At 75.1% G+C, this 22,736-nt stretch carries 22 protein-coding genes and 1 pseudogene; 11 read left to right on the plus strand and 12 right to left on the minus strand.

Annotated elements, in window-relative coordinates; translation table 11 throughout:
- Positions 1 to 32 precede the first annotated feature (32 nt).
- The gene (locus tag ACFXPX_RS28285; RefSeq protein ID WP_380643951.1) at positions 33 to 1,085 is read right to left on the minus strand and encodes an Lrp/AsnC family transcriptional regulator; all 1,053 of its coding nucleotides are present in this window, start codon (positions 1,083 to 1,085) and stop codon (positions 33 to 35) included.
- Positions 1,086 to 1,230: 145 nt separating this feature from the next.
- Here ACFXPX_RS28285 and ACFXPX_RS28290 point away from each other — a divergent pair.
- Positions 1,231 to 1,946: pseudogene (locus ACFXPX_RS28290) on the plus strand (SDR family NAD(P)-dependent oxidoreductase).
- 126 nt (positions 1,947 to 2,072) lie between these two features.
- On the opposite strand, the gene ACFXPX_RS28295 reads toward ACFXPX_RS28290, so the two are convergent.
- Complete coding sequence (locus ACFXPX_RS28295) at positions 2,073 to 4,022, minus strand: putative Ig domain-containing protein (RefSeq protein WP_380588202.1); 1,950 nt, start codon at positions 4,020 to 4,022, stop codon at positions 2,073 to 2,075.
- Between the two features lie 727 nt (positions 4,023 to 4,749).
- Between ACFXPX_RS28295 and ACFXPX_RS28300 the strand changes: the two genes are divergently transcribed.
- Together ACFXPX_RS28300 and ACFXPX_RS28305 are read left to right on the plus strand one after the other, a co-directional pair.
- The gene (locus ACFXPX_RS28300) at positions 4,750 to 6,255 is read left to right on the plus strand and encodes a PTS transporter subunit EIIC (protein ID WP_380643952.1); all 1,506 of its coding nucleotides are present in this window, start codon (positions 4,750 to 4,752) and stop codon (positions 6,253 to 6,255) included.
- A 167-nt stretch (positions 6,256 to 6,422) separates the two neighbouring features.
- Positions 6,423 to 7,169, plus strand: coding sequence for a G1 family glutamic endopeptidase (locus ACFXPX_RS28305; RefSeq protein ID WP_380643953.1), 747 nt, complete (start codon positions 6,423 to 6,425; stop codon positions 7,167 to 7,169).
- A gap of 72 nt (positions 7,170 to 7,241) precedes the next feature.
- Here the strand turns inward: ACFXPX_RS28305 and ACFXPX_RS28310 are convergent, their stop codons facing one another.
- Positions 7,242 to 9,230 (minus strand): heavy metal translocating P-type ATPase, encoded by a 1,989-nt coding sequence (locus ACFXPX_RS28310; RefSeq protein ID WP_380643954.1) that lies wholly within the window; start codon positions 9,228 to 9,230, stop codon positions 7,242 to 7,244.
- Between the two features lie 122 nt (positions 9,231 to 9,352).
- Here ACFXPX_RS28310 and ACFXPX_RS28315 point away from each other — a divergent pair, with 122 nt between their 5' ends.
- Positions 9,353 to 9,712: an ArsR/SmtB family transcription factor gene (locus ACFXPX_RS28315; RefSeq protein WP_380408408.1), complete on the plus strand. Its 360-nt coding sequence runs from the start codon at positions 9,353 to 9,355 to the stop codon at positions 9,710 to 9,712.
- Positions 9,713 to 9,767: 55 nt separating this feature from the next.
- On the opposite strand, the gene ACFXPX_RS28320 is transcribed toward ACFXPX_RS28315, so the two are convergent.
- From ACFXPX_RS28320 to ACFXPX_RS28330, 3 genes are all read right to left on the minus strand, one after another.
- Positions 9,768 to 10,736: an NAD-dependent epimerase/dehydratase family protein gene (locus tag ACFXPX_RS28320; RefSeq protein ID WP_380643955.1), complete on the minus strand. Its 969-nt coding sequence runs from the start codon at positions 10,734 to 10,736 to the stop codon at positions 9,768 to 9,770.
- Between the two features lie 68 nt (positions 10,737 to 10,804).
- Positions 10,805 to 11,431: an ester cyclase gene (locus ACFXPX_RS28325; RefSeq protein ID WP_380643956.1), complete on the minus strand. Its 627-nt coding sequence runs from the start codon at positions 11,429 to 11,431 to the stop codon at positions 10,805 to 10,807.
- An 82-nt stretch (positions 11,432 to 11,513) separates the two neighbouring features.
- Positions 11,514 to 12,275, minus strand: coding sequence for an SDR family oxidoreductase (locus ACFXPX_RS28330; protein WP_380643957.1), 762 nt, complete (start codon positions 12,273 to 12,275; stop codon positions 11,514 to 11,516).
- Positions 12,276 to 12,408: 133 nt separating this feature from the next.
- On the opposite strand from ACFXPX_RS28330, the gene ACFXPX_RS28335 reads away from it, so the two are divergent.
- On the plus strand, positions 12,409 to 13,308 hold the full coding sequence (locus ACFXPX_RS28335; RefSeq protein WP_380523358.1) for a LysR substrate-binding domain-containing protein: 900 nt from the start codon (positions 12,409 to 12,411) through the stop codon (positions 13,306 to 13,308).
- A 48-nt stretch (positions 13,309 to 13,356) separates the two neighbouring features.
- Here the strand turns inward: ACFXPX_RS28335 and ACFXPX_RS28340 are convergent, their stop codons facing one another.
- The 3 genes from ACFXPX_RS28340 to ACFXPX_RS28350 all read right to left on the minus strand — a co-directional run bounded on the left by ACFXPX_RS28340 (position 13,357) and on the right by ACFXPX_RS28350 (position 15,199).
- Positions 13,357 to 13,545 carry a hypothetical protein gene (locus ACFXPX_RS28340; protein WP_380588175.1) on the minus strand — a complete coding sequence of 63 codons (189 nt, stop codon included), beginning with the start codon at positions 13,543 to 13,545 and terminating at the stop codon, positions 13,357 to 13,359.
- Positions 13,546 to 13,584: 39 nt separating this feature from the next.
- Positions 13,585 to 13,929 carry a hypothetical protein gene (locus ACFXPX_RS28345; protein WP_380523356.1) on the minus strand — a complete coding sequence of 115 codons (345 nt, stop codon included), beginning with the start codon at positions 13,927 to 13,929 and terminating at the stop codon, positions 13,585 to 13,587.
- A 109-nt stretch (positions 13,930 to 14,038) separates the two neighbouring features.
- Positions 14,039 to 15,199, minus strand: a complete 1,161-nt coding sequence (locus tag ACFXPX_RS28350) for an iron-containing alcohol dehydrogenase (RefSeq protein WP_380643958.1) — start codon at positions 15,197 to 15,199, stop codon at positions 14,039 to 14,041.
- 132 nt (positions 15,200 to 15,331) lie between these two features.
- On the opposite strand from ACFXPX_RS28350, the gene ACFXPX_RS28355 reads away from it, so the two are divergent.
- On the plus strand, positions 15,332 to 16,288 hold the full coding sequence (locus ACFXPX_RS28355; RefSeq protein ID WP_380643959.1) for a LysR family transcriptional regulator: 957 nt from the start codon (positions 15,332 to 15,334) through the stop codon (positions 16,286 to 16,288).
- Positions 16,289 to 16,413: 125 nt separating this feature from the next.
- On the opposite strand, the gene ACFXPX_RS28360 is transcribed toward ACFXPX_RS28355, so the two are convergent.
- Both ACFXPX_RS28360 and ACFXPX_RS28365 read right to left on the minus strand, forming a co-directional pair.
- A complete protein-coding gene (locus tag ACFXPX_RS28360; RefSeq protein WP_380523352.1) occupies positions 16,414 to 16,812 on the minus strand; it encodes an SAV_915 family protein in 399 nt (132 codons plus the stop codon).
- Between the two features lie 217 nt (positions 16,813 to 17,029).
- Entirely contained in the window at positions 17,030 to 17,620 is a 591-nt protein-coding gene (locus ACFXPX_RS28365) for a TetR/AcrR family transcriptional regulator (protein ID WP_380523351.1), read from the minus strand.
- 118 nt (positions 17,621 to 17,738) lie between these two features.
- On the opposite strand from ACFXPX_RS28365, the gene ACFXPX_RS28370 reads away from it, so the two are divergent.
- A complete protein-coding gene (locus tag ACFXPX_RS28370; RefSeq protein WP_380643960.1) occupies positions 17,739 to 18,986 on the plus strand; it encodes an NADH:flavin oxidoreductase/NADH oxidase family protein in 1,248 nt (415 codons plus the stop codon).
- Positions 18,987 to 19,085: 99 nt separating this feature from the next.
- Here ACFXPX_RS28370 and ACFXPX_RS28375 read toward each other — a convergent pair whose 3' ends face one another.
- Complete coding sequence (locus ACFXPX_RS28375) at positions 19,086 to 19,547, minus strand: ArsI/CadI family heavy metal resistance metalloenzyme (protein ID WP_380643961.1); 462 nt, start codon at positions 19,545 to 19,547, stop codon at positions 19,086 to 19,088.
- Positions 19,548 to 19,636: 89 nt separating this feature from the next.
- On the opposite strand from ACFXPX_RS28375, the gene ACFXPX_RS28380 reads away from it, so the two are divergent.
- From ACFXPX_RS28380 to ACFXPX_RS28395, 4 genes are all read left to right on the plus strand, one after another.
- Positions 19,637 to 20,008 carry an ArsR/SmtB family transcription factor gene (locus ACFXPX_RS28380; RefSeq protein ID WP_380643962.1) on the plus strand — a complete coding sequence of 124 codons (372 nt, stop codon included), beginning with the start codon at positions 19,637 to 19,639 and terminating at the stop codon, positions 20,006 to 20,008.
- Positions 20,005 to 20,751: an aquaporin gene (locus ACFXPX_RS28385; RefSeq protein WP_380643963.1), complete on the plus strand. Its 747-nt coding sequence runs from the start codon at positions 20,005 to 20,007 to the stop codon at positions 20,749 to 20,751. The genes ACFXPX_RS28380 and ACFXPX_RS28385 overlap by 4 nt, the downstream gene beginning before the upstream one ends.
- A 29-nt stretch (positions 20,752 to 20,780) precedes the next feature.
- A complete protein-coding gene (locus tag ACFXPX_RS28390; RefSeq protein ID WP_380643964.1) occupies positions 20,781 to 21,209 on the plus strand; it encodes an arsenate reductase ArsC in 429 nt (142 codons plus the stop codon).
- Positions 21,210 to 21,332: 123 nt separating this feature from the next.
- A complete protein-coding gene (locus ACFXPX_RS28395) occupies positions 21,333 to 22,697 on the plus strand; it encodes a hypothetical protein (RefSeq protein ID WP_380643965.1) in 1,365 nt (454 codons plus the stop codon).
- The last annotated feature ends 39 nt before the right edge of the window (positions 22,698 to 22,736 follow it).

The raw sequence follows: 22,736 nt of genomic DNA on the forward strand, positions 1-22,736 counted from the left end.
GCTCCCCGCTCCCCGCTTCCGGCCACGGTCGCTCAGCGTTGTGGACGGGCGCCGGCCGGGCTGACGAGGCGGTCGCCGACGAGCCGGGTGCCGGCCTGCTTGACCTGCCTCAGCACGGGGGAGACCTCCATGCCCTGGAGCCCGGCGAGGGACCCGATCCGTTCCGACGTGAACTCGAACAGTTCGTCGAGGTCCCGGCAGTGCGCGACGGCGTGGAGGTTCCAGGGCCCGGAGACGGCCGCGGCGAAGGCGATCCCGGGCTCCTGCGCCAGGGTGCGGCCCGCGCTCTTCAGCTCCGAGGGGTGCACCCGGAGCCAGAGGTGGGCGCGGGCGTGGTAGCCCAGGGCCGCCGCGGCGATCTCCACGTCGAGGTGGACGGCGCCGTGCCGGAGCAGGGTGTCCAGGCGCCGGGAGACGCGCCCCGGGGTGAGCCCGGCGGCCGCGGCGAGGTCGACCAGACCGGCCCGGCCGTCGGCGGCGAGCGCGGCGAGCAGCTTCTCGTCCTCCGGGGCGAGGTGCAGCGGATCGCGGGGGACGACCGGGGACTCGGTGAACGGGGGTCCGTCGCCGCCCAGTGCCGCCTCCTCCTGCGGGGACAGCGTGCCCTGGAGGGCGGACCAGTAGTGGCCGCGCCCGCCGAGGAACTGGCGGAGCATGGCGACGGCGTTGATGTCGAGCACCGCGGCCGTACGGGGCAGCCGCTGCCCGAGGAGGTCCTCGCGCTGTTCCCGGGTCCGGGACTGCGTCGCGCAGGTGATCTCGCAGCCCGCCGCGTCCAGCGACACCCAGTTGACGTCGTCCCGCCCGGCCAGCGCGTCGGCGATCGCCGGGGCGCTCCCGGGGCGGCAGCGCAGCCGCACCAGCCACCTGCTCTGCCCCAGGGCGCCCGGGTTGACCACGCCGGCCACCCGGATGACGCCGTCGGCGCACAGGCGGCGGTAGCGGCGGTTGACAGCGCCCTCGGTCAGGCCGAGGGCGGTCGCGATCGCGGCGAACGAGGCCCGCGGAGCGATCTGCAACGCCCGGATGATTCGCACGTCGTCGGGCTGGATCGGAGTGGATTCCGACATCGGGGACCTTGCCATGGGGGCGATCCTACGGACGGGGGCCGGTGGCTCGCCCGGGTGGCGGTGCGGGCGGAACACTCGGCGGTGCCCGAAGCGGGAAGCAGGGCTCGCAGCAGCGAGACCCCGAAGACCCGAAGACCCGAAGAGATGGGGATGACGCCGGATGTCATCGACAGGCAGCGCACCGCACCCACCGACCGCCCTGATCGTCGGGGCCTCTCGCGGCCTCGGCCACGCGATGGCGGCGGAGGTCCTCGACCGGGGCTGGTCGGTGGTCGGCACGGTGCGCGACCCCGCGGCCCGCACGCCGCTGCACGAGCTGGCGGACCGCGCCGGCGGGCGGGTGACCGTCGAGCAGCTCGACGTCAACGACCCCGGCCTGCTGCCCCCGCTGCACGAACGGCTGGCGCACCGACGGTCCGACGTGCTCTTCGTCAACGCGGGCACCACCAGCAACGAGCGGACACCGATCGGGGCGGTCACGACCGCCGATTTCGTCGACGTGATGGTCACCAACGCGCTCGGCCCCCTGCGCGTCATCGAAGCCTTCGAGGACCTGGTCGCCCCTGCGGGCCTGATCGGGGTGATGTCCTCCGGGCAGGGCAGCATCACGGACAACACGTCCGGCGGCCGCGAGGTCTACCGGGGCAGCAAGGCGGCCCTGAACATGTTCCTGCGGAGCTTCGCGGCCCGGCGCAGCGGCACCGGGCGGGCCTTCCTGCTCCTGGCGCCGGGCTGGATCCGCACGGACCTGGGCGGCCCGGACGCGCCGTTCACCGTCGAGGAGACCGTCCCCCTGCTGGTGGACGTCCTGCTGTCCGGCTGGGCACGCCCGGACTGGCGTACCTGGACCGGTTCGGCCGGACCGTCCCCTGGTAGGTCCCGCCGGGCGCAGGCACGGGGTTGACGGGTGCCGGCGCGGGACAGGTCGGTGCCGGACAGGCCGGTGGGCCGCAGCGAGGCTGCGGCCCACACGGGTTGGAGCTGTGCGCGTCGTACGGTCGCTCAGGAGGCGTTGAGGGCCGCGTCGTCGATGACGAAGCTGGTCTGCAGGGAGGAGTCCTCGGTGCCGGTGAACTTGAGGGTCACGCTCTGGCCCGCGAAGCTCGACAGGTCGAAGGTCCGCTGCACGTAGCCGGTGCCGGCGTCGACGTTGGAGTAGGTGTGCAGGGTGGTGGAGTTGGCCTGGACGGTGAGCTTGTCGTAGGCCGTGGTGCCGGTCTCGGCGGTGTCGACGTGCAGCCAGAAGCTGAGCGTCGCCTTGCAGCCGGCCGGGATGGTGACGGTCTGGCTCAGGGTGTCGGTGTGGGTGCTGCCGTAGCCGTCGAGCCAGGCCTTCCAGGAGCCGGAGTGGCTCGGCTCGCTGCTGGAGTTGTCGATCACGCCGCTGGACGCGGTCCACGGGGAGGCGGTGCCGGTCTCGAAGCCGGGGTTGCCGAGCAGCTGGCCGCCGCCGGTGCAGGTGCCGCCGCCGGAGCCCGCGACGGTCCAGGTGAAGGAGGCGGAGCCGGTGGCGCCGGTGGTGTCCTTGGCGGTGACCGTGACGTTGTTGCTGCCCGCCGTGGTCGGGGTGCCGGAGATCAGGCCGGACGAGGAGTTGATCGACAGTCCGGCCGGCAGGCCGGTGGCCGAGTAGCTGAGGCTCTGGCCGGAGGCCGAGTCACTGGCGTGGATCTGCAGGCTGGCCGCGGTGCCGACGGTGCCGCTCTGGTTGCCGGGGCCGGTGACCGTGACGGTGTTGCCGCCGCTGCTGCCGCCGGCCGTGAAGGCGGCCAGGCCGTTGGGGGTGCCGAGGCCGGTCGGTCCGTCGTAGCCGGCGCCGGCGGTGCAGAGGTAGGTCGGCGAGCAGGTGCCGTTGGCGCCGCTGGTCACGTCGTTCAGCGAACCGGCGTGCTGGTAGGCGTACTTGGCCGGGACGTCGCCCGCGCCCGGGGCGCCCGCGTCGGCGTAGACGGCGGCGATGATCGGCGCGGAGGCGCTGGTGCCGCCGTACACGGCCCAGCCGCTGCCGCCGTAGGTCTGGTAGACGGCGACGCCGGTGGCCGGGTCGGCGACGGCGGAGACGTCCGCGATGGTGCGGTTGGCGCAGCCGCTGTCGGTCTGCCAGCTGGGCTTGGGGTCGTAGGCGGAGCAGCCGGAGCCGGCGCCCTCGCCGCCGGAGCTGGTGCCCCAGACGGACTCGCTCCAGCCGCGGGCGTTGGAGGCGCGGGTCAGCGAGGTGCCGCCGACGGAGGTGACGTACTGGGAGCCGGCCGGGTACTGGGCGCCGTAGCCGGAGTCGCCGGAGGAGGCGGTGATGGCCACGCCGGGGTGGTTGAAGTACTGGCTGTCCGAGGTGGTGTCGCTGGAGTCCTCGGCGCCGCCGTAGCTGTTGGAGACGAACTTCGCGCCCTGGGCGACGGCCTGGTTGACCGAGGCGCCGAGGTCGCCCATGGTCGCCGAGTTGGCCTCGACCAGCAGGATGTGGGCGTTCGGCGCGACCGCGGAGACCATGTCGAGGTCGAGGGAGATCTCGCCCGACCAGCCGGTGTCGGAGGTCGGGTAGCTGGTGCCGCCGTTCTGGTCGATCTTCTTGAAGCAGCCGTTGGCGGTGGTGCACGCAGGCAGCCCGTACTGCGTGCGGTAGGTCGCCAGGTCGGACTCGGCGTTGGGGTCGTCCTGCGCGTCGATGATGGCGACGGTCTGACCGGCGCCCCCGTTGGCGGGCAGGGCGTAGGCGCTCTGCAGGTCGCCGGGGCCGAGGCCGGACGGCGTCGCGTCCGGCGAGACCGCGTTCAGGGCGAAGGCGTGCGGCTGGACGACGTCGGTGCGCACCAGCGCGTCGCAGGCCATCCGGTGCGGGCCGCTCGGCTTGGCGCACACGTGCCGGACGCCGCTGCCGGCGGCACCGGCCTGGCCGGACCAGGTGGCCGAGGCGTCGGCCGGGGTGGCGAGCGCGAGGCCGGCGGCGACCACGGCGCCGACCGCGAAGGTCGCGGTGCCGGCCCGGAGCCGGCGGTGCCGCAGGGGGGAACGGAGGAAGTTGCGCAACGGAGCCCTCCCAGGTGGGGGGTGGGACCCCGGGGGCGCCGAGGAGGCCGTCGTCAGGCGGCCGGTCGGCGGGCAGGCCCGGGGTGTGAGGGGGAGACGCGCACGAGCAGACGGCTGCCCTGGAGGGTCGGCGGGGCACGGCACGTCGGCCCGTGGGGGACGGGGGCGCCGCCGGACGATCGATGATCGGGGCATGCCAAGGAGGTGGTGCCGAGCCTTCACGGCGTCAGCGGTAGGAAGGTAGCCAAGTCCGGTGGCGGCGAACAAGGCGGAAGTCCACCCCATGACCGAGGCTTGACCGGGCGGGATCCCGCCACTGGCGCCGCCTCGCCGCCGGCCGCGCTGAGCGGCGGTTCACCTCGCACACGGAACGGCCGAGGCCGGGCCGGGCCCCGCGTCGTACGGCCGGGCCGGCGCGGTGGGCGGCCGGGCGGCTTCGGTTCGTCAACACCCCACCGCACGAGGGCGGTTCAGCGGCGGTGGGGGAAGGAGCGCCGGGGTGTCAGGGCGCATCGGGTCAGGGTCGGGTCGGGGTCGGGTCGGGGTCGGGTCGCGTCAGGGCGCGTCGGGTCCGTCGCGCAGGATGGGGCGTACGGGGTTCGCCGGGCGGGACCCGGTTGGGCGCCGGGGCGATTCGGGTACCTCCCTTGGCATGTCGGACGAGAAGAACCGCGCCGTGGCCGAGGCGATCCTCCCGCTGGTCGGCGGCGCCGCCAACATCCGCTCGGTGGCCCACTGCATGACCCGGCTCCGGCTGGGCCTGGCGGACCGCTCCCTGGTCGACCGCGCGGCGCTCGCGGCGCTGCCGGCCGTCCTGGGCACGGTCGACGACGACACCTACCAGATCGTGCTCGGCCCGGCGGCCGTCGCCGGGGTCACCGCGCAGCTGCTGCGGCTGCTCGACGCCGGCGGTGGGGCCGAGACGGCGGACGGTCCGGTCCCCACTGCCTCGGCCCCCACCGCCTCGGCCCCCACCGCCGAGGACCTCGCCGGGCGCGGGGAGCGGATCCGGGCGCAGGCCCGGGTGCGCAACGCGACCCCGGTCAAGCGGGCGCTGCGCCGGATCGCGAACGTCTTCGTCCCGCTGATCCCCGCCCTGATCGGCTGCGGCATCGTCGCCGCGCTCGCCGGGGCGCTGGCCAACCTCGGCTGGGCCCCGGCCCTGGTCGCCGCGCTGACGGCCGTCTCCTCGGGGTTCATGTCCCTGCTCGCCGTCTTCGTCGGCTACAACACGGCGAAGGAGTTCGGCGGCACGCCCGTGCTCGGCGGGGCGGTGGCCGGGGTGATCGTCTACGCCGGGGTCGCCAAGGTGGAGGCCTTCGGCCAGCACCTCACCCCCGGCCAGGGCGGCGTGGTCGGGGCGCTGCTCGCCGCGCTGCTGGCCGTCCAGCTGGAGCGCTGGACACGGCGGATCGTGCCCGCCTCGCTGGACGTCCTGGTCACCCCCACCGTCACCGTCCTGTTCGGCGGGCTGGCCGCCCTGTACGGCCTGATGTACGTCGCCGGGGAGGTCTCCACCGGCATCGGGCACGCCGCCACCTGGCTGCTCGCCCACGGCGGACTGCTCGCCGGGATGGTGCTCGGCGGCCTCTTCCTGCCGCTGGTGATGCTCGGCTTGCACCAGGCGCTGATCCCGATCCACACCACCCTGATCCAGCAGCAGGGCTCCACCGTGCTGCTGCCGATCCTCGCCATGGCCGGCGCCGGGCAGGTCGGCTGCGCCGCAGCCGTCTACCTCCGGCTGCGCCACAACGCCTCGATCCGGGCGACGATCCGCTCCGCCCTCCCGGCCGGGCTGCTCGGCATCGGCGAACCCCTGGTCTACGGGGTCACCCTGCCGCTCGGCCGCCCGTTCGTCACGGCCTGCGTGGGCGGCGCCGCCGGTGGCGCCTTCGTCGGCGTGGCCGGCCAGCTCGGCAGCGCCGTCGGCTCCACCGCCGTCGGCCCGTCCGGCTGGGCCCTGTTCCCGCTGCTGGCCGGCCCGCACGGCCTGGCCGCGAGCGCAGCCGTCTACGGCGGCGGCCTGCTGACCGGCTATGTCGTCGGCTTCCTGGCCACCTACTTCTTCGGCTTCACCCGGGCGATGCTCGCCGAGTACGACGCGCCGGCCCCGTCGCCGGTGCTCCCCGCAGTCGAGCCGGTCGCCGGCACCGAGTAGCGCGCTCCCTTCGCGCCCCGCCCCTACGCACCCGCTCCTTCGCGGTCTGCCCCGTGACGCCTTGACGGGGTGACGGTTCGTTATGTCCGCGTGACCTCTCGGGCTGACCCGGCGGGTCTACCTTTGTCGACGCTCGGCCAACTCCACCCCCTCACAAGGGAGTAGCCATGCCCGAAGCACGTCGGCGCACCCTCGCCGTGACCACCGCCCTGCTGACCGTCCTCGGCGCCGCCGCACCGGCCGTCGCCGCCACCGCCCCCACCCTCGTCCAGGCCCCGCTCGCCGCCCACCACGGCGGCGGCACGCTGCACAGCACCAGCGGCAACTGGTCCGGCTACGCCGCCACCGGCGGCCGGTTCACCAGCGTCAAGGCCAGCTGGGTCCAGCCCGCCGTCTCCTGCACCGGCACCGACACCTGGTCCAGCTTCTGGGTCGGCCTGGACGGCGACGGCAGCAACAGCGTCGAGCAGACCGGCACCGAGGCCGACTGCTCCGGCGGCTCGCCGGTGTACTCGTCCTGGTACGAGATGTACCCCGCGTACCCGGTCAACTTCAGCAACACCGTGCGGCCCGGCGACCACTTCACCGCGAGCGTCACCACCAACGGCAGCGGCTCCTTCACCCTCACCCTCGCCGACACCACGGCGGGCTGGAGCCGGACCGTCAACAAGTCCCTCAAGAGCGCCGCCCTGGCCTCCGCCGAGGTGATCGCCGAGGCCCCCTCCAGCTCCACCGGGGTGCTCCCGCTGTCGAACTTCCACTCGGTGGCGTTCAGCGGCGCGAGCGTCAACGGCCAGAGCCTGGGCGGGTTCAACCCGGACGCCATCACGATGGCCTCCGGCGGCGTCACCAAGGCCACCACCTCCGGGCTGAGCGGCGGCAGCGCCTTCTCGGTGAGCTGGAAGCACAGCTGACCCCGAGCGTGCGGAAGGCCGCCGCCCCCCTTCGGTGCCGGGGGCGGCGGCCTGAGCTGTTCGGCCGGTGGCTCAGCGCCCGGTCCCGGCCCGGGTCCTGGTCCAGGCGGACTCGCGGAGCAGCCGCAGGCCGTTGAGGCCGACCAGGACGGTCGAGCCCTCGTGGCCGAGGACGCCCAGCGGCAGCCGGAGGGTGGCGACCAGGTCCCAGACGGCCAGCACGGAGATGAACACCGAGGCGATCACCAGGTTCTGCACCACGAGCGACCGGGCCCGCCGGGAGAGCGCCACCACGGCCGGGACGGTGGCGAGTTCGTCGCGCACGATGACGGCGTCGGCGGTCTCCAGGGCAAGGTCGGAGCCGGCCCGGCCCATCGCGAGGCCGGTGTGGGCGGCGGCCAGCGCGGGCGCGTCGTTGACGCCGTCGCCGACCACCAGGACCTTCCGCCCGGCCTGCTCCTGCTCGCGGACGGCGGCGACCTTGTCCTGCGGCAGCAGGCCGGCCCGCACGTCGGTGATGCCGACCTCGGCGGCCAGTCGGGCGGCGGCGCGCGGGTTGTCCCCGGTGAGCAGCATCGGGGCGGTGCCGGTCAGGGCGGTGAGCGCGCGGACGGTGGCGGCGGCGTCGGGGCGCAGCCGGTCGGCGATGCCGAGCAGGCCGACCGGGACGCCGTCCCGTACGACCAGGACGGCGGTGCGGCCGCCGTCCTCCAACTCGGCCGCCAGGGCGGCGGCTTCGGCCCGGACCTCGTCCGCGGCGCCGCTCGGCATCCGGGCCGGGGCGCCGACCGCGACGGCGTGCCCGCCGATGGTGGCGGTGACGCCGATGCCGGGGGCGGAGGTGAAGTCCTCGGCCGCGGCGAGGGCCAGGCCGCGGGTGCGGGCGGCGTCGACGACGGCGCGGGCGAGCGGGTGCTCGCTGGGGTGCTCGGCGGCCGCGGCCAGTGCGAGCAGCTCCTCCTCCGACAGGCCGGAGCCGGTCAGCGGGCGGAGGTCGGTGACCCGGGGGGTGCCCTCGGTGAGGGTGCCGGTCTTGTCCAGGGCGACGGCGTCGGCCTGGCCCAGGCGTTCCATCACGACCGCGGACTTCACCAGGACGCCGTGGCGACCGGCGTTGGCGATCGCGGAGAGCAGCGGCGGCATGGTGGCGAGGACCACGGCGCACGGCGAGGCGACGATCATGAAGGTCATCGCCCGCAGCAGCGAGCCGGTGAAGGCGGCGCCGAGGGCGAGCGGCACGGCGAAGACGGCCAGGGTGGCGACCACCATGCCGATCGAGTAGCGCTGCTCGACCTTCTCGATGAACAGCTGGGTCGGCGCCTTGGTCTCGGAGGCCTCCTCGACCAGCTGGACGATCCGGGCGATCACCGAGTCGGCGGCGTCCCGTTCGACCCGGATCCGCAGGGCGCCGGTGCCGTTGAGGGTGCCGGCGAACACCTCGTCACCACGCTGCTTGGGTACGGGCAGCGGCTCGCCGGTGATGGTGGCCTGGTCGACCTCGCCGGCGCCGTCCAGGACCCGGCCGTCGGCGCCGATCCGCTCGCCGGGGCGCACCAGGACGGTGTCGCCGACGGCGAGCCGTTCGGTCGGCACGCTCTCCTCGGCGCCGTCGGGCAGCAGCCGGGTGGCGGTGGGCGGGGCCAGGTCGAGCAGTCCGCGGACGGAGTCGGCGGTGCGGGCGGTGGCCAGGGCCTCCAGGGCGCCGGAGGTGGCGAAGATGACGATCAGCAGCGCGCCGTCCATGACCTGGCCGACGGCGGCGGCGCCGAGCGCGGCGACGATCATCAGCAGGTCGACGTCGAGGGTCTTCTCGCGCAGGGCCTGGAGCCCGGCCCAGGCGGGCTCCCAGCCGCCGGTGGCGTACGCGAGGGCGTAGAGCGGCGCCCAGGCCCAGGCGGGGGCGCCGGTGAGCTGGAGCGGGAGCGCGATCAGGAAGAGCGCGGTCGCGGCGGCGGCCCAGCGGGCCTCGGGGAGGGCGAACACCCGGGTGCGGCGGCGCAGGGCGCTGTCGGGGCGCGGTGCGGCGGGCGTCGCGGGGCGCTCGATCAGGGTGGTGGGCATGCGGACGGGACCCTTCGGGGCAGGGCGGAACCGGTGGCTCGGGGCAGGGCGGAGCCGGTGACTCACTCACCATACATGAACATATGAACGCTTCTTCATGTATGAGTTGTACTATTGCCCGCATGGGTCATGGAGCAGCCCCCGCAACCGCCGTCCCGCACACCCGCCTGGACGAAGCCAGTGCCGCCCGGGTGGCCACCACCCTGCAGGCCCTGGCCACCCCCTCCCGGCTGCTGATCCTCTCCCGGCTGCGCGAAGGCCCCTGCGCCGCCACCGAACTCGCCGCCGAGGTCGGGCTGGAGCAGTCCGCCTGCTCCCACCAGCTCCGGCTGCTGCGCAACCTCGGCCTGGTCGTCGGACGGCGCGAGGGCCGCTCGGTGGTCTACGCGCTGTACGACAACCACGTCGCGGCCCTGCTCGACCAGGCCGTCTACCACATCGAGCACCTGCGGCTCGGGCTCAGCGACACCGAGCTCGACTGAGCCACAGGGTCGCTGAAGGGTCCGCTGGATGACTGGACGGCTGCCCGGTCGCAGTTCAGCGGTGGTGCCAGGCGGCGAGGAGGTCGGCCTCGGCGGTCGGGGTCAGGGCCTGCGGCAGCGGTTCGAACGGCTCGATGTCACGGGCGGTGTCCGCCACCGGGCGGAGCCGCAGGCCGGTGCCGAGCGCTGCGGCGGGGTCGGCGGTGTTGGTGGCCCGGCGCAGCGGGTCGGAGTGCCACAGCGGCAGCGCGCGGTCCTGGACGCCGGACGTCCGGAGGAAGTCGTCGTCGGCCCAGGTGAGCGTGGTCCCGGCCGGGGCGACGGCGGAGGCGACGGCATCGAGCAGGTCGCCCATCGTGAACGGCGGGGGAGTCGCGGCGTGGTAGGCGCCGGTGGCGCGCTTCGTCAGCAGGTCGAGCATCCAGTCGGCGAGGTCGCGGGCGTCGACGACCTGGAGCGGGGCGTCGGGCCGGCCCGGGGCCAGCACCTCGCCGCCACGGGTGATCCGCTGCACCCAGTGGTCGAAGCGGTGGGTGTAGTCCTGGGGGCCGATCACGTACGTCGGCCGCACCAGCAGGGAGTCCGGGCCGAAGCGCTCGACGGCCGCGCGCTCGCACTGGACCTTGAGCATGCCGTAAGTGGCCGGGGTGATCTCCTCGGGCTCCGGGCTGTCGGCCGGGAGCAGCGGGGAGTCCTCGGTGAACCCGGGCGCGGCGGGGGTGTCGTAGACCGCCATGGAGGAGACCAGGAGGTAGTGACCGGCCGCGCCGGGGTCCAGGGCATCGGCCAACTGCCTTACCTGGCGCGGGTAGTAGGCGCTGACGTCGACGGTGGCGTCCCAGCTCCGGCCGCGCAGCGCGGTGAGGTCGGCGTCGCGGTCGGCGATCAGGTGGGTGGCCTCGGGGAGCAGGTGGGCGCCGGAGCGGCCGCGGTGCAGCACGGTGACGTCGTGCCCGGCGGCCAGCGCGGCCCGGGCGAAGTGGAGGCCGACGAAGCGGGTACCGCCCATGATCAGTATGCGCATCGGACCATGGTTACAGCTCGGCCCGGTTCCGGCCACGGGATTGCCGGAACCGGGCCGATCGTCAGGACTCAGCTGCCGACGCCCAGTTGGGCCAGCAGTGCCTGGTTGTCCTCGATGTGCCAGTCCTCGACGATCCGGTCGGTACCGACGTGCTGGATGTCGATGGCGTTGAACTCGACGGCCTGGCCCCGCCCCCGGACGCCGTCGAAGGTGCCGGTGAAGTGGCCGCGGAAGACCAGCCGGGCGGTGATCCGGTCACCGGCGACCAGGACGTCGGACAGCTCGCAGGTCAGGTCGGGGACGGCGGCGCGGAAGTTCTTCGAGGCGAACAGCGGTCCGGCCGGGCCCTGGGGGCGGCCGGGCGGGAGCGTGTTGTCCCGGAACTGCGGGTCGATCGCCGCGTCCAGGTAGCGCTGCTGCCCGGTGTTCCAGAAGGTGTACAACTGCTGGGCCAGGTGCACTTCCTGGGCCGCGCGCCGGGTGCCGATCGAGCGGTCCGCGGTGAGCGCCTTCGGCTGGACCAGGTCGGGCGAGCGGTCGATCAGGTTCTGCGGCCAGCTGGGGGCGGGGCGGTGGTGGCCCCGGTCGGGGGAGGGGGCCGGGGCGGCGGCCGCGGTGCCCGTCGCGAGGGCGGCGACGGTGGCGAGGACGGCGGCGGTACGGGTGGCGCTGCGGCTCGGGATCGGCCAGGGCATGGGGAGTTGCTCCTCGGGGCGGGGGTGGGTTGGGTCGAGGCGGGTCGGGTCGGGGCGGGGCGGGCTGGGCGGCGGCAGGCGGTCAGGCGAGCCGGCCGCCGCCGTCCACGTGCAGCACGGTGCCGGTGACGTACGGGTTGTCGATCGCGTACAGCACGGCCTTGACGAGGTCCTCCGGGGTGCCGACCCGGCGGGCCGGGTTGCGGGCGGCGACGCCGCGCAGGAAGGCGTCCTTGTCGGCGCCCAGGCCGTCCCAGGAGCCGGTGTCGACGATGCCGGGGGAGACCGCGTTGACCCGGACCGGGGCGATCTCCACCGCCAGGGCCTGCACCAGGAAGGCCAGCGCGCCGTTGGTGGTGGCCATCACCGTGCGGGCGGGAGCCGGGCGCCAGGCGGCGACCCCGGAGAAGAAGGTGAACGAGCCGCGCTCGGAGGCCTGCCCGGCCAGGTGCTTGGCGAGCAGCAGCGGGCCGATCACCTTGGCGGCGAACGCCCGCTGGACGTCGGCGAGTTCGAGGTCCCGCAGCGGGCCGTTGGCGGGCATCGCGGCGGTCGAGACCAGGTGGTCGAAGGTGCCGACCCGCTCGGCGAACCGGGCGATCGACTGCTCCTCGACGAGGTCGACGGGCAGGACCTCGGACGGTCCGGCGAGTTCGCCGGCCGTCCACTCCAGCTTGCGCGGGTCGGGGCCGGCCAGGACGACCGTGGCGCCGGCCGCCGAGGCGGCGGTGGCCACGGCGCGGCCGGTGCGCGAACCCGCGCCCACCACGATCAGGCGCTGCCCCAGCAGCGAGGTGCCCTGCGGCGGAGTGGCGGCGGACAGCGGCGGGGTGCCGATGGACATGGGGGTGCTCCTTCGGGGGCGTCGGGGATCCGGCCGTCCGCTGTGTCTCGGGCGGCGGCCGCACGTCGACTCTCTCCCGGAGCGCTGCCATGAGTCCAAGGCTTGTTCTCTACCACTGCCATAGAATCCGCTCATGGCAACGCCGACGCTCCGACAGCTCGAATACCTGGTCACCGTGGTCGACACCGGCTCGTTCACCCGCGCCGCCGAGCAGCTGCACGTCACCCAACCCGCGCTCTCCCACCAGGTCCGGGCCCTGGAGGGCGCGCTCGGCGGCCCGCTGCTCGAACGGCTGCCGCGCGCGGTCCGGCTCACCCCGACCGGCCGGGCCGTCCTGCCGCACGCCCGGGCGGCACTGGCCGAGGCCGAGCGCCTGCAAGCGGTGGCCCGGCGCACGAGCGGGCTGGAGGAGGGGGAGCTGGAGGTCGCCGCCGTCTACTCGATCAGCCTCGGCATCCTGCCGCCCGTCCTGAGGGCCTGGCACCGGCGGCACCCCGGCGTACGGATCCGGCTGCGCGAGTACTCCCACGCCGAGCGGCTCCAGGAGGCGATGGCCGCAGGGCGGGCCGACCTCGCCATCGGCCCGGTGCCGGACGGCTGGGAGGGGCCGATCCGGGAGCTCGGCGTCGAGGAGTTCACGGTCGTACTGGCCTCCGACGACCCGCTCGCGGCCCGCCCCACCCGCTCGATCGCCCTCGGCGAGCTCGCCGACCGGGCCTGGGTCCACTACGCCCCCGACAACGGCCTCGCCGAGCTGCTCGACCAGGCCTGCGCCCGCGCGGGCTTCCACCCCCGGGCGGCCGTCCGCGCCGAACAGACCTCCGCCGCACCACTGCTGGCCGCGGCCGGCCTCGGCCCGGCGCTGGTGCCCGCCGACATCGTGCCGCCGCACTTCGACGGCCTGCTGCTGCGGCCCGACCCGCCGGTCCGCCGCGCCCTCGCCGCCTACACCCGCACCCGCCCCGACCCGCTCACCGTGGCCTTCACCGAGCTGCTGGCCCAGCGGGCCCGGATCAACCCGGGGACGGGCTGACGCACCCGCGCGGCGGCCCGGTCCGGCCGCCGCGCGGGTGGTGACGCCTCAGTCGTCCGACGTGCTCCCGGCGTCCGCCGGAGTGTCGGTGGTCGGGTCCTCGGTGGCGGCTGCTTCGGCGGGGGTGGTTTCGGTGGGGGCCGCCGCATCGCGGTCGGCGCTGCCTCCGGTCATGTCGGGCACCGGCTTGCCTCCTGTCACGTCGGGCACGGGCTTGCCTCCAGTCCAGTCGGGCATCGTCCTGCCTCCTGTGGTCCGGGCCGGAACGACCCCCTCTCACAGTGCGGCAAGGACGTCCTGGTGTACACCGTCGAGGACGAACCCGTTGTCCAGCCGGACCCGGACCGTCACCCGCCGCCCCCGCTCCCGGTGCTCGGCCCACTCCGGCTCCAGCGCGGCGAGCTGCGCCACCAGCCGCTCCCGGCTGGCCTCGGGCACGGTGTGCCCGTAGTCGTCGAACAGCGCCTTGAGCCGCTGGTACTCGCGCACCCCTTCGCTCTCCGGGAGTTCGCCGTCCACCCGCTCGACGGTGCCCTCCGCCCCGGCGCCCAGCGACAGGAAGCCGACGGCGGCAGCCGGGTCGCCGGCGACGGCCTCACCGAGCCCGAGGTCTTCCGTCAACCTGACGCGTCGTCCTGCCTCCAGGGTCATCCGTGCGCTGCCTCTCGATCGATCGCCGCCCACCGGCCCGGTCGGCCGGCGGCCCGGCCATTATCCGTGCCGGGTCGGATCAGCCGTAGATCCGGGCGTACAGCTCCCGGATCTGCTCGGTGGTGGGGACGACGGGGTTGTTGGCGGGCGAGCCGGAGGCCAGGGCCTGCTCGGCCATGACGGGGGTCAGCCTGGTCCAGTCGTCCCGGTCGATGCCGTGGCTGCGGGGCGTGGGCACCGCCAGGTCGAGGCAGAGCGCGCGGAGCGCGTCGACGAGCCGGTCGGCGGCCAGGTCGTCCGGGTCCGCGGCGGTCGCGGCGCCCAGGGCGCGGGCGCAGTCGGCGTAGCGGGCGCGGGCGCCGTGCACCGAGAAGGCCGTCACGGCGGGGAACAGCATCGCGTTCGACAGCCCGTGGGCGACCTGGAAGTGGGCGCCGATCGGGCGGCTCATGCCGTGGACGAGGGCGACGCTGGAGTTGGAGAAGGCCAGCCCGGCCTGGGTCGCGGCCAGCATCGTCGCCTCGCGGGCCACGGTGTCGGTGCCGTCCGCGTAGGCGCGGCGCAGGTGGCGGCCGATGGTGCCGATCGCGGTGAGGGCCAGGCCGTCGGTGAACGGGTTGGCCCTGCGGCTCACGTACGCCTCGACGGCGTGGGTGAGGGCGTCGAGGCCGGTGTCGGCGGTCAGCCGGGGCGGCATCGACAGGGTGAGGTCCGGGTCGATCACGGCGGCCAGCGGCTGGAACGCCGGGCCCAGGCAGAGCATCTTCTCGTCCGTGTCGCTGTCGGTGATGACGGTGACCTGGGTCGCCTCCGAGCCGCTGCCGGCGGTGGTGGGGACGGCGATCACCGGCAGCGCCGGGCCGGGGGTGACCCGGGGCGCCTTGTAGTCGCGCATCCGGCCGCCCTGGACGGCGAGCAGGGCGAGGGCCTTGGCGCTGTCCATCGGGCTGCCGCCGCCGAAGCCGACGACCGAGTCCGCGCCGTGCTCCTCCAGGGCCTTGAGGCCCGCGGTCAGGGAGTCGGTGGTCGGGTCGGGCACGGTGTCGGCGAACAGCCGGGGGCTCACTCCGGCGCCGGTGAGCGTGGCGCTGAGGCGTTCCGCAGCGCCGGTGCCGACCAGGAACGCGTCGGTGACCAGCAGCGGGCGGCTCAGCCCCAGGCCCGCCATCACCTCGCCCAACTCCTCGACGGCGCCCCGGCCGACGCGCATGATCCGGGGCAGGGACAGGCTGGCGACCATCGGGGACCTCTCGACGCTGGGGAGGGCGGGGCGGGCAGGCCCGGCCGGGTTCGACTGTGCCGTCGGCGGGGCCGTGCGTTCAATCGCCAATCGCGCAGACCGGCTGTGCACAAATGCAGATAGCGTGGTGCGGTGAACTCCCGTTCCCACCCGGCCGCTACGGATCCCGCGGACACCCGCGGGCGCGACCCGCGCAGGCTCCGCGCCGACGACCTCCGCTACCTGCTCGCCGTCGCCCGCACCGGCCGGCTGGTGGCCGCGGCCGACGCGCTCGGGGTCGACCACACCACGGTGTCGCGCCGCATCACCGCGCTGGAACGGGGCCTCGGCGTCCGGCTGATGGAACGCGGCACCGAGGGCTGGGCACTGACCGACGCGGGGAAGGCCGTCTCGGAGGGCGCCCGCGCGATCGAGGACGCCCTCGACCAGGTCGTCGACGCGGTCTCCGGCCAGGACGCGCCGTCGCTGCGCGGCACCGTACGGGTGAGCGCCCCGGACGGCTTCGGTACCGTATTCGCCACCCCCGCGCTGGCCCGGGTGCGTCGGCGCCACCCCGGTCTGCAGGCCGAACTCATCACGGCAACCCGCCAGTTGACCCTGCACCCGGCCGGCTTCGACCTCGCGCTCGCGATCGGCCGGCCGCCGCGCAGCCGACTGGTGACCGAGCACCTCACCGACTACGCGCTGGGCCTGTACGCCGCCGACGAGTACCTCGCCCGGCACGGGAGCCCCCGCACGCCCGCCGAACTCCGGGACCACGCGCTGGTGTTCTACATCGAGTCGATGCTCCAGGTCGGCGACCTCGACATCGAGCGCCACCTGCCCGGCGTCACCCCGGCGTTCTCCTCCACCAACGTCTTCGCCCAGGTGGAGGCGACCCGGCTGGGGGCCGGGATCGGCGTGCTGCCGGCCTTCCTGGCCGAACGGGCCGGACTGCGGCGGCTGCTGGCCGAGGAGGTCGACATCCGGCTGCCGATCGTCCTGGCCGTGCGCCGGGAGGCCGTCACCCGCCCCGCCGTGCGCGCGGTGCGCGACGCCCTGCACCGCGAGGTCGCGGAGCGCGCCGACGAGCTGCTCCCGGCGACCTGAGCGGGGCCGCTGCGCGTCACCCGCGACGGACGGGGAGGACGGACCTCCGGACGGCGGACCGGCCATCGACGCCGTCCGGAGGTGACTCGGGGGGAGGGGAGAGGGGCGAGGGGCGGCGGGAGCGGTCAGGCGGCGGAGAGCCGGCCCGGCCGCTGCGGGACCGCCACGGCGGGGCCGGGCGTGGGCGGGTGCGGCAGGTGCCGGTACGGCGCGGAGGGGCCGGGCGCGGACGGGGCGGGTGCGGGGGCGGCGAGCTGGGGGTCGACGGTGAGCGTCGTGACGCCCAGCGGCTCGGTGAGGGCGCGCAGGGCCGGCTCGGCGAGCGCGATCCACGGCTGGGCGGGCCCCAGTACGGCGGTGAGCCGCTGCGGGGTGGTGAAGGCGACGGCCGTACGGTCGCCGAGAGCGGTACGGAAGATCCGGGCGGTGTGGCCCAGCGGACCCGACCGGACGGGTACCAGGAGCGGTCCGGCCGGGTCGCGCGGGGAGGGCTCGGGGTCCTCGGAGCTCAGGTGCTGCTGCATGGCGTGCCTCACGGGTGCGGCGGAAGGGAGGTGCGCCCCGCGATCGCCGGGCGCGGTAACGACGTTATGCCCGTGGGGCCCGGGGGAGCGTCGGCCCCTGACGCGTCCCTGATCCCGGCGGTCGCTTCCCTGATGGCACGTTGACGGCGCCGCGTTCCCATCGGCGCCGCGTTCCCATCGGCGCCACGTTCCCATCGGCGCCGCGCCTTCGTCGGCGCTACGCCTTCGTCGGTGCGATGGCGAAGGCCGCCAGGACGGCCGCCGTGACCTGGGCGGAGACCGCCTCGGGGGAGGCGGCGTCGAGCTTGCCGTCCAGGTGCAGGAAGGCCAGGCCGTGGACCAGCGCCCACACCGCCGTGGACAGCGCCTCCGGGTCGGCGCCGGGGAACACACCGTGGACGATGCCGTGGACGTACTGGCGGACGGCGGCGGTCGCGGCCGCCCGTTCCTCGTTGGCCGGGTTGCAGGGCTCGGCGAACATCGCCCGGAACAGCGCCGGGCGGTCGAGGGCGAAGCGCACGTAGGCGACGGCGACGGCGGCGAGCTCGTCGGGCGTCGCGGGCGCGGGGTGGGCCGCGGTGAGGGCGGCGGCGAGTTCGAGGTAGCCCTCCGAGGCGACGGCGGAGACCAGGGCCTCGCGGTCGGCGAAGTGGCGGTAGGGGGCGGTCGCCGAGACGCCGGCCCGCCGGGCCACCGCCCGCAGGGACAGGCCCGAGCCGCCGTCCTCCTCCAGCAGCTCCCGCGCGGCGCGCAGGCAGGCGGCGCGCAGGTCGCCGTGGTGGTACGAGCCGGTCGTCGGCTGTGGCATGGGTCACCCTCCCAGATGTATGCACCGCTCACATTTCTCGCCTAATGTGAGCGATGTACACATCCTAGGCGATGTCCGTCGCGAGCGATGCGACGGCTTCGATGGAGAGGAGACCCGAATGGCCAGCCAGCTGTTCTCACCCCTGCACCTGCGCTCGGGGGCCGTCCTGCGCAACCGGATCGCCAAGGCGGCGATGGAGGAGAACATGGCCGGCGACGGCCAGCTGCCCGGCCGGCGGATGCTGGAGCTCTACCGGCGCTGGGCCGCCGGCGGCACCGGCCTGCTGATCACCGGCAACGTCATGGTCCACGCCGAGGCGCTGACCGGCCCGGGCGGCGTCGTGCTCGACGAGGCCGCGCCGCTGGAGCCGTTCACCGCCTGGGCCGAGGCCGCCAAGTCCGGCGGCGGGGCGGTCTGGATGCAGATCAACCACCCCGGCCGCCAGGTCGCCGCCGACATGCCCGGCGTGGTGTGGGGCCCGTCCGCGGTGGGCGTCGACCTGGGGCGGCACAGCAGCCGCTTCGGCCGCCCCACCGCGATGACCCCCGAGCAGATCGGCGCGACCGTCGACCGGTTCGCGACCACGGCCGCGCGCGCCGCCGAGGCCGGGTTCGACGGCGTCGAGATCCACGCCGCGCACGGCTACCTGCTGTCGCAGTTCCTGTCGCCCCTGGTCAACCGGCGCACCGACGCCTGGGGCGGGTCGCTGGAGAACCGGGCTCGGATGCTGCTGGACGTCGTCCGCGCCGTGCGGGCCGCCGTCCCGCGGGCCTTCGCGGTCGCGGTCAAGCTCAACTCCGCCGACTTCCAGCGCGGCGGCTTCGACGCCGACGACGCCCGGCAGGTGATCGCGATGCTCGCACCGCTCGGCGTCGACCTGGTCGAACTCTCCGGCGGCAGCTACGAGAGCCCTGCCATGACCGGCCGCCCCGCCGACGACCGCACCCGCGCCCGCGAGGCCTACTTCCTGGACCTCGCGGAGGAGTTGGCCGCCACCAGCCCGCTCCCGCTGATGCTCACCGGCGGCATCACCCGGCGCGACACCGCCGAACGGGTCCTGGCCGGCGGCGTGGAGGTCGTCGGCATCGGCACCGCCCTCGCCGTCACCCCCGACCTGCCCGAGCGCTGGGCCGCCGGACGCGAGGCCGACCGCGGGATCCGCCCGGTCGCCTGGTCCGACAAGGCCCTGGCCTCGGCCGCCACCATGGCCCAGGTCCGCCACCAGCTCCGCCGCCTCGCCCGCGGCCGCGCCCCCAGGCCCGGCACCCACCCGGCCGTCGCCCTCCTCGCCGAACAGCTCCAGCAGCGCCAGGCCCTGCGCCGCTACCGCACCTGGCTGCCCACGGCCCGCGCCGCGCGGCCCTGACCCGCGCCGCGCGGTCCTGACCCGGGCCGTGCGGTCCGGTCCGGGCCGTGATCGGAGCCGGTCGAGGGTGGGGCCGGCCGCCGGTGGTGGTGAGGGGGGTCAACCGCAGGCGCAGCCTGCGGCGGCGGGTGCCGGTTCGGTGCAGCAGGCGGCGGTGGTGGTGGGGGCGCCGTCGGCGCTGCTGCCGAGGGTGTCGGCGTCGGCCTTGACGACGTAGACCTCCCAGGGTTCCCGGCCGGGTCCGTGGACCCAGACCTTGTCCTGGAGGGCGTAGCAGCAGGAGGTGTCGTTCTCCTCGAAGGTGGCCAGCCCGGCGTCCTTGAGGCGGGCGGTGGCGGCGGTGACCTGCTCGGTGGTCCCGACCTCGACGCCGAGGTGGTCGAGGTGGGTGGGGGCGTCGGCCTCGCCCTGGAGGAGGACGAGCTTGAGCGGCGGGTCGGTGACGGCGAAGTTCGCGTAGCCGGGGCGGCGCTTGGCGGGTTCGACGCCGAACAGGCGGGAGTAGAAGTCGACGGAGCCGTCGAGGTCGGCGACGCGGAGGGCGAGTTGTACGCGGGACATGGTGGTTCTCCCCGGTCCGTGGTGTTGATTCGACAGGTGTCGATATGGGCGAGGTTGCCACCTGTATAGATGGCTGTCAACATAGACGTATGTCGAATCTGCAACTGCCGGTGCTCGATCAGGACGACGCGGCCGTGTGCTGCTCGCCGTTGGTCCGCGAGCCCCTGGGCGAGGCGGCCGCCGTCGACCTGGCGAAGGCGTTCAAGGCGCTCTCCGACCCGGTGCGGCTGCGGCTGTTGTCGCTGATCGCCTCGCATGAGGGGGGCGAGGCCTGCGTCTGCGACCTGACCGGGCCGTTCGACGTGTCGCAGCCGACGATCTCGCACCACCTCAAGGTGCTGCGCGAGGCCGGGCTGGTCGGGTCCGAGCGCCGGGGGACGTGGGTCTACTACTGGGTGCTGCCCGCCGCGCTGGCCAAGCTGTCCGCGCTGCTCCAGGCACCCGCCGGGGAGTCCGGGTGACCGGGTCGGCGCCGCTGGGCCGGCGGGCGGCCGTGGAGTTCGTCGGGACCGGCGCGCTGGTCGCCCTCGTGGTCGGCTCCGGCATCCAGGCCACCAGGCTCTCCCCGGACGTCGGCGTCCAGCTGCTGGCCAACTCGCTGGCGACCGTGTTCGGCCTCGGTGTGCTGATCCTGCTGCTCGGACCGGTCTCCGGTGCCCACTTCAACCCCGTCGTGACGCTGGCCGCCTGGTGGACCGGGCACCGTGCCGGGGGCGGGCCCGGGCTGCGGGAGGTGGCGGCCTACGTCGCGGCGCAGGTCGCCGGGGCGGTCGGCGGGGCGGTGCTCGCGGACGCGATGTTCGGCGAGCCGCTGGTGCGCTGGTCGACGCATGCCCGCTGGGCTCCGCAGCTGTGGCTGGGCGAGGTCGTCGCGACCGCCGGCCTGATCCTGCTGATCTTCGGCCTGGCCCGGGTCGGGCGCGCGCACTTCGCCCCGGTGGCGGTCGCCTCCTTCATCGGCGCCGCCTACTGGTTCACGTCCTCGACCAGCTTCGCCAACCCGGCGGTGACCATCGGCCGCGGGTTCACCGACACCTTCGCCGGCATCGCCCCCGCCTCCGTGCTGCCGTTCATCGCCGCCCAGCTCGTCGGCCTGGCCGTCGGCATCGGGCTGGTCGCGGCGCTGTTCGGCCGCCCGACCCCGGCCGCCGAGGACGTCGTCGTCCCGCACGGCGACCACCAACCGGCCGCGGCCGCCCGCTGACCCCGCCCCGTACACCCGAAGGACCCCTCGTGAGCACTCCCGCCGTCCCGTCCGTCCCGTCCGTGCTGTTCGTCTGCGTGCACAACGCCGGCCGGTCCCAGATGGCCGCCGCCTTCCTCACCCGCCTCGGCGGTGACCGGGTCGAGGTCCGCTCGGCCGGCTCCGCACCGGCCGGGGCGGTGAACCCGGCGGTGGTCGAGGCGCTGGCCGAGGTCGGCATCGACATCTCCGCCGAGGTGCCGAAGGTCCTGACCGTCGAGGCGGTCCGGGCCTCCGACGTGGTGATCACCATGGGCTGCGGCGACGCCTGCCCGTTCTTCCCCGGGAAGCGCTACCTGGACTGGACGTTGGAGGACCCGGCCGGCCAGGGCGTCGAGGCCGTGCGCCCGATCCGCGACCGGATCGAGGAGTTGGTCCGCGGCCTGCTCGCCGAGCTGGGCGTCCAGCCCGGAGCGTGACCGGCCCGCCTCTCCGTACGCCGACCGACTGTCCCGCCGGACGTGTCCGGAGCACGGCAACCGGGCAGGGGGCTGGTGGCGTCCCCGAAGGGGCGGGGGTGGAGCGGGAGTTGGGAGGGGACGATGGGACGGCAGGAGTTGGGGCCGGAGCTGGCCGCGCTGGCGCGGGCGGCGTTCGCGGAGTCGGGGTGGGAGGTCACCCTGCACGGGGACGTCGCCCGGGACGCCCACGGGCGTGACTACGGGCTCGGCGGGCTGCTCGAACTGGTGGGGCGGCGGGCGGACGTCCCGTTGCCGGAGCTGGTCCGGGCCCACGTCCGGGAGCTGGTCGCCGCCGTGCGGGGACCGGGGGCGGCTGGTGGTCCGCCGGAGGAGGTGACCGCCCGGCTCTATCCGCTGCTGTTGGACGCGGCTTCGCTGTCCGAGTCCGCGCGGCACCCGCACGCGCTCGAAGTCGCCCCGGGGGTACTGGAGTTCCTCGCCCTGGAGTCGCCCGTCGGCTGGCAGGTGCTGACCTCGGAGGCCGTCACCGAGCTGGGCGTGGTGCCGCGGCTGCGGGAGGCCGCGCGGGCGCGGCTGGCCCGGCTGCCCGTCGAGCGGCACGAGGTGCTGCCGACCGGGCAGGGCGGCGCCCTCCACGTCGTCACCGGGAACTCGGCGCTGACGGGGAGCCGGGTCCTCGCCCTGGACGCCGTCCACCGCGAGGTCACCGGCCGGGAACTGCCGCCGGACGGTGCGGTGGTGGCCTTCCCCACGCCGTTCCGGCTGCTGTTCGCGCCGTTCGACCTCCAGGTGCCGGGCGTGCTGGAGGTGCTGATCGAGACGGCCGCCCGGGAGTACGACGCGTCGGGCGCGCCGCTGTCCGTGCACACCTACTGGTGGCGCGACGGGAGGCTGACCCCGCTCACCGGCGTGGCCGAGGGCGGACTGCTGGAGCTGGTGCACGCGGACGAGGTGATCGCCGCCGTCACCCGGCTGGCCGGTGCGGAGGGGGACCTGCCCGCGTCGCGCCCGCACCACTACCGCTTCGCGCACCGGCTGCTGCCCTCGCTGACGCACCTGGGGTCGGTGCCAGGGGAGCGGATCGACGCCGAACTGCTGCGGCTGTGGGAGGAGTTCGGCGCGAGCCTGCCCGCGGAGCAGCGGGTGGCGCCGGAGGGCCTCCAGGGCGGGTTCGTCCAGGTCGGGCAGCACCGGATGCTCCTGGTCGGGCTCCCGAGGCCGCGGGCGGCCACCGAGGCCTTCGCGGTGGTGCTGGCCTGGCCGGGGGACGGCTCGGCGCAGCGGTTCTTCACCCTGGAGTACGGGATCGACCCGATCACGGGCGAGCGCGGGGCGGTGCTGGGCGAGTGGGAGGGGGAGGGCCGCCACCGGCTGCACCGGACCGGCATGACCCCTCAGGCCCGGCCGTTCCTGCACGCCGTCACGACGCTCCTCGACCCGCCTCCGCCGCCGGCGAAGCGGCGCGGACTGTTCCGCCGCCGCTGAGCGAGGGCGCTGAAAGCCGGGCGGCCCGGCCGGGAGGGG

It is taken from the genome of Kitasatospora sp. NPDC059146, from assembly GCF_042786665.1.
Taxonomy (GTDB): Bacteria; Actinomycetota; Actinomycetes; order Streptomycetales; family Streptomycetaceae; genus Kitasatospora.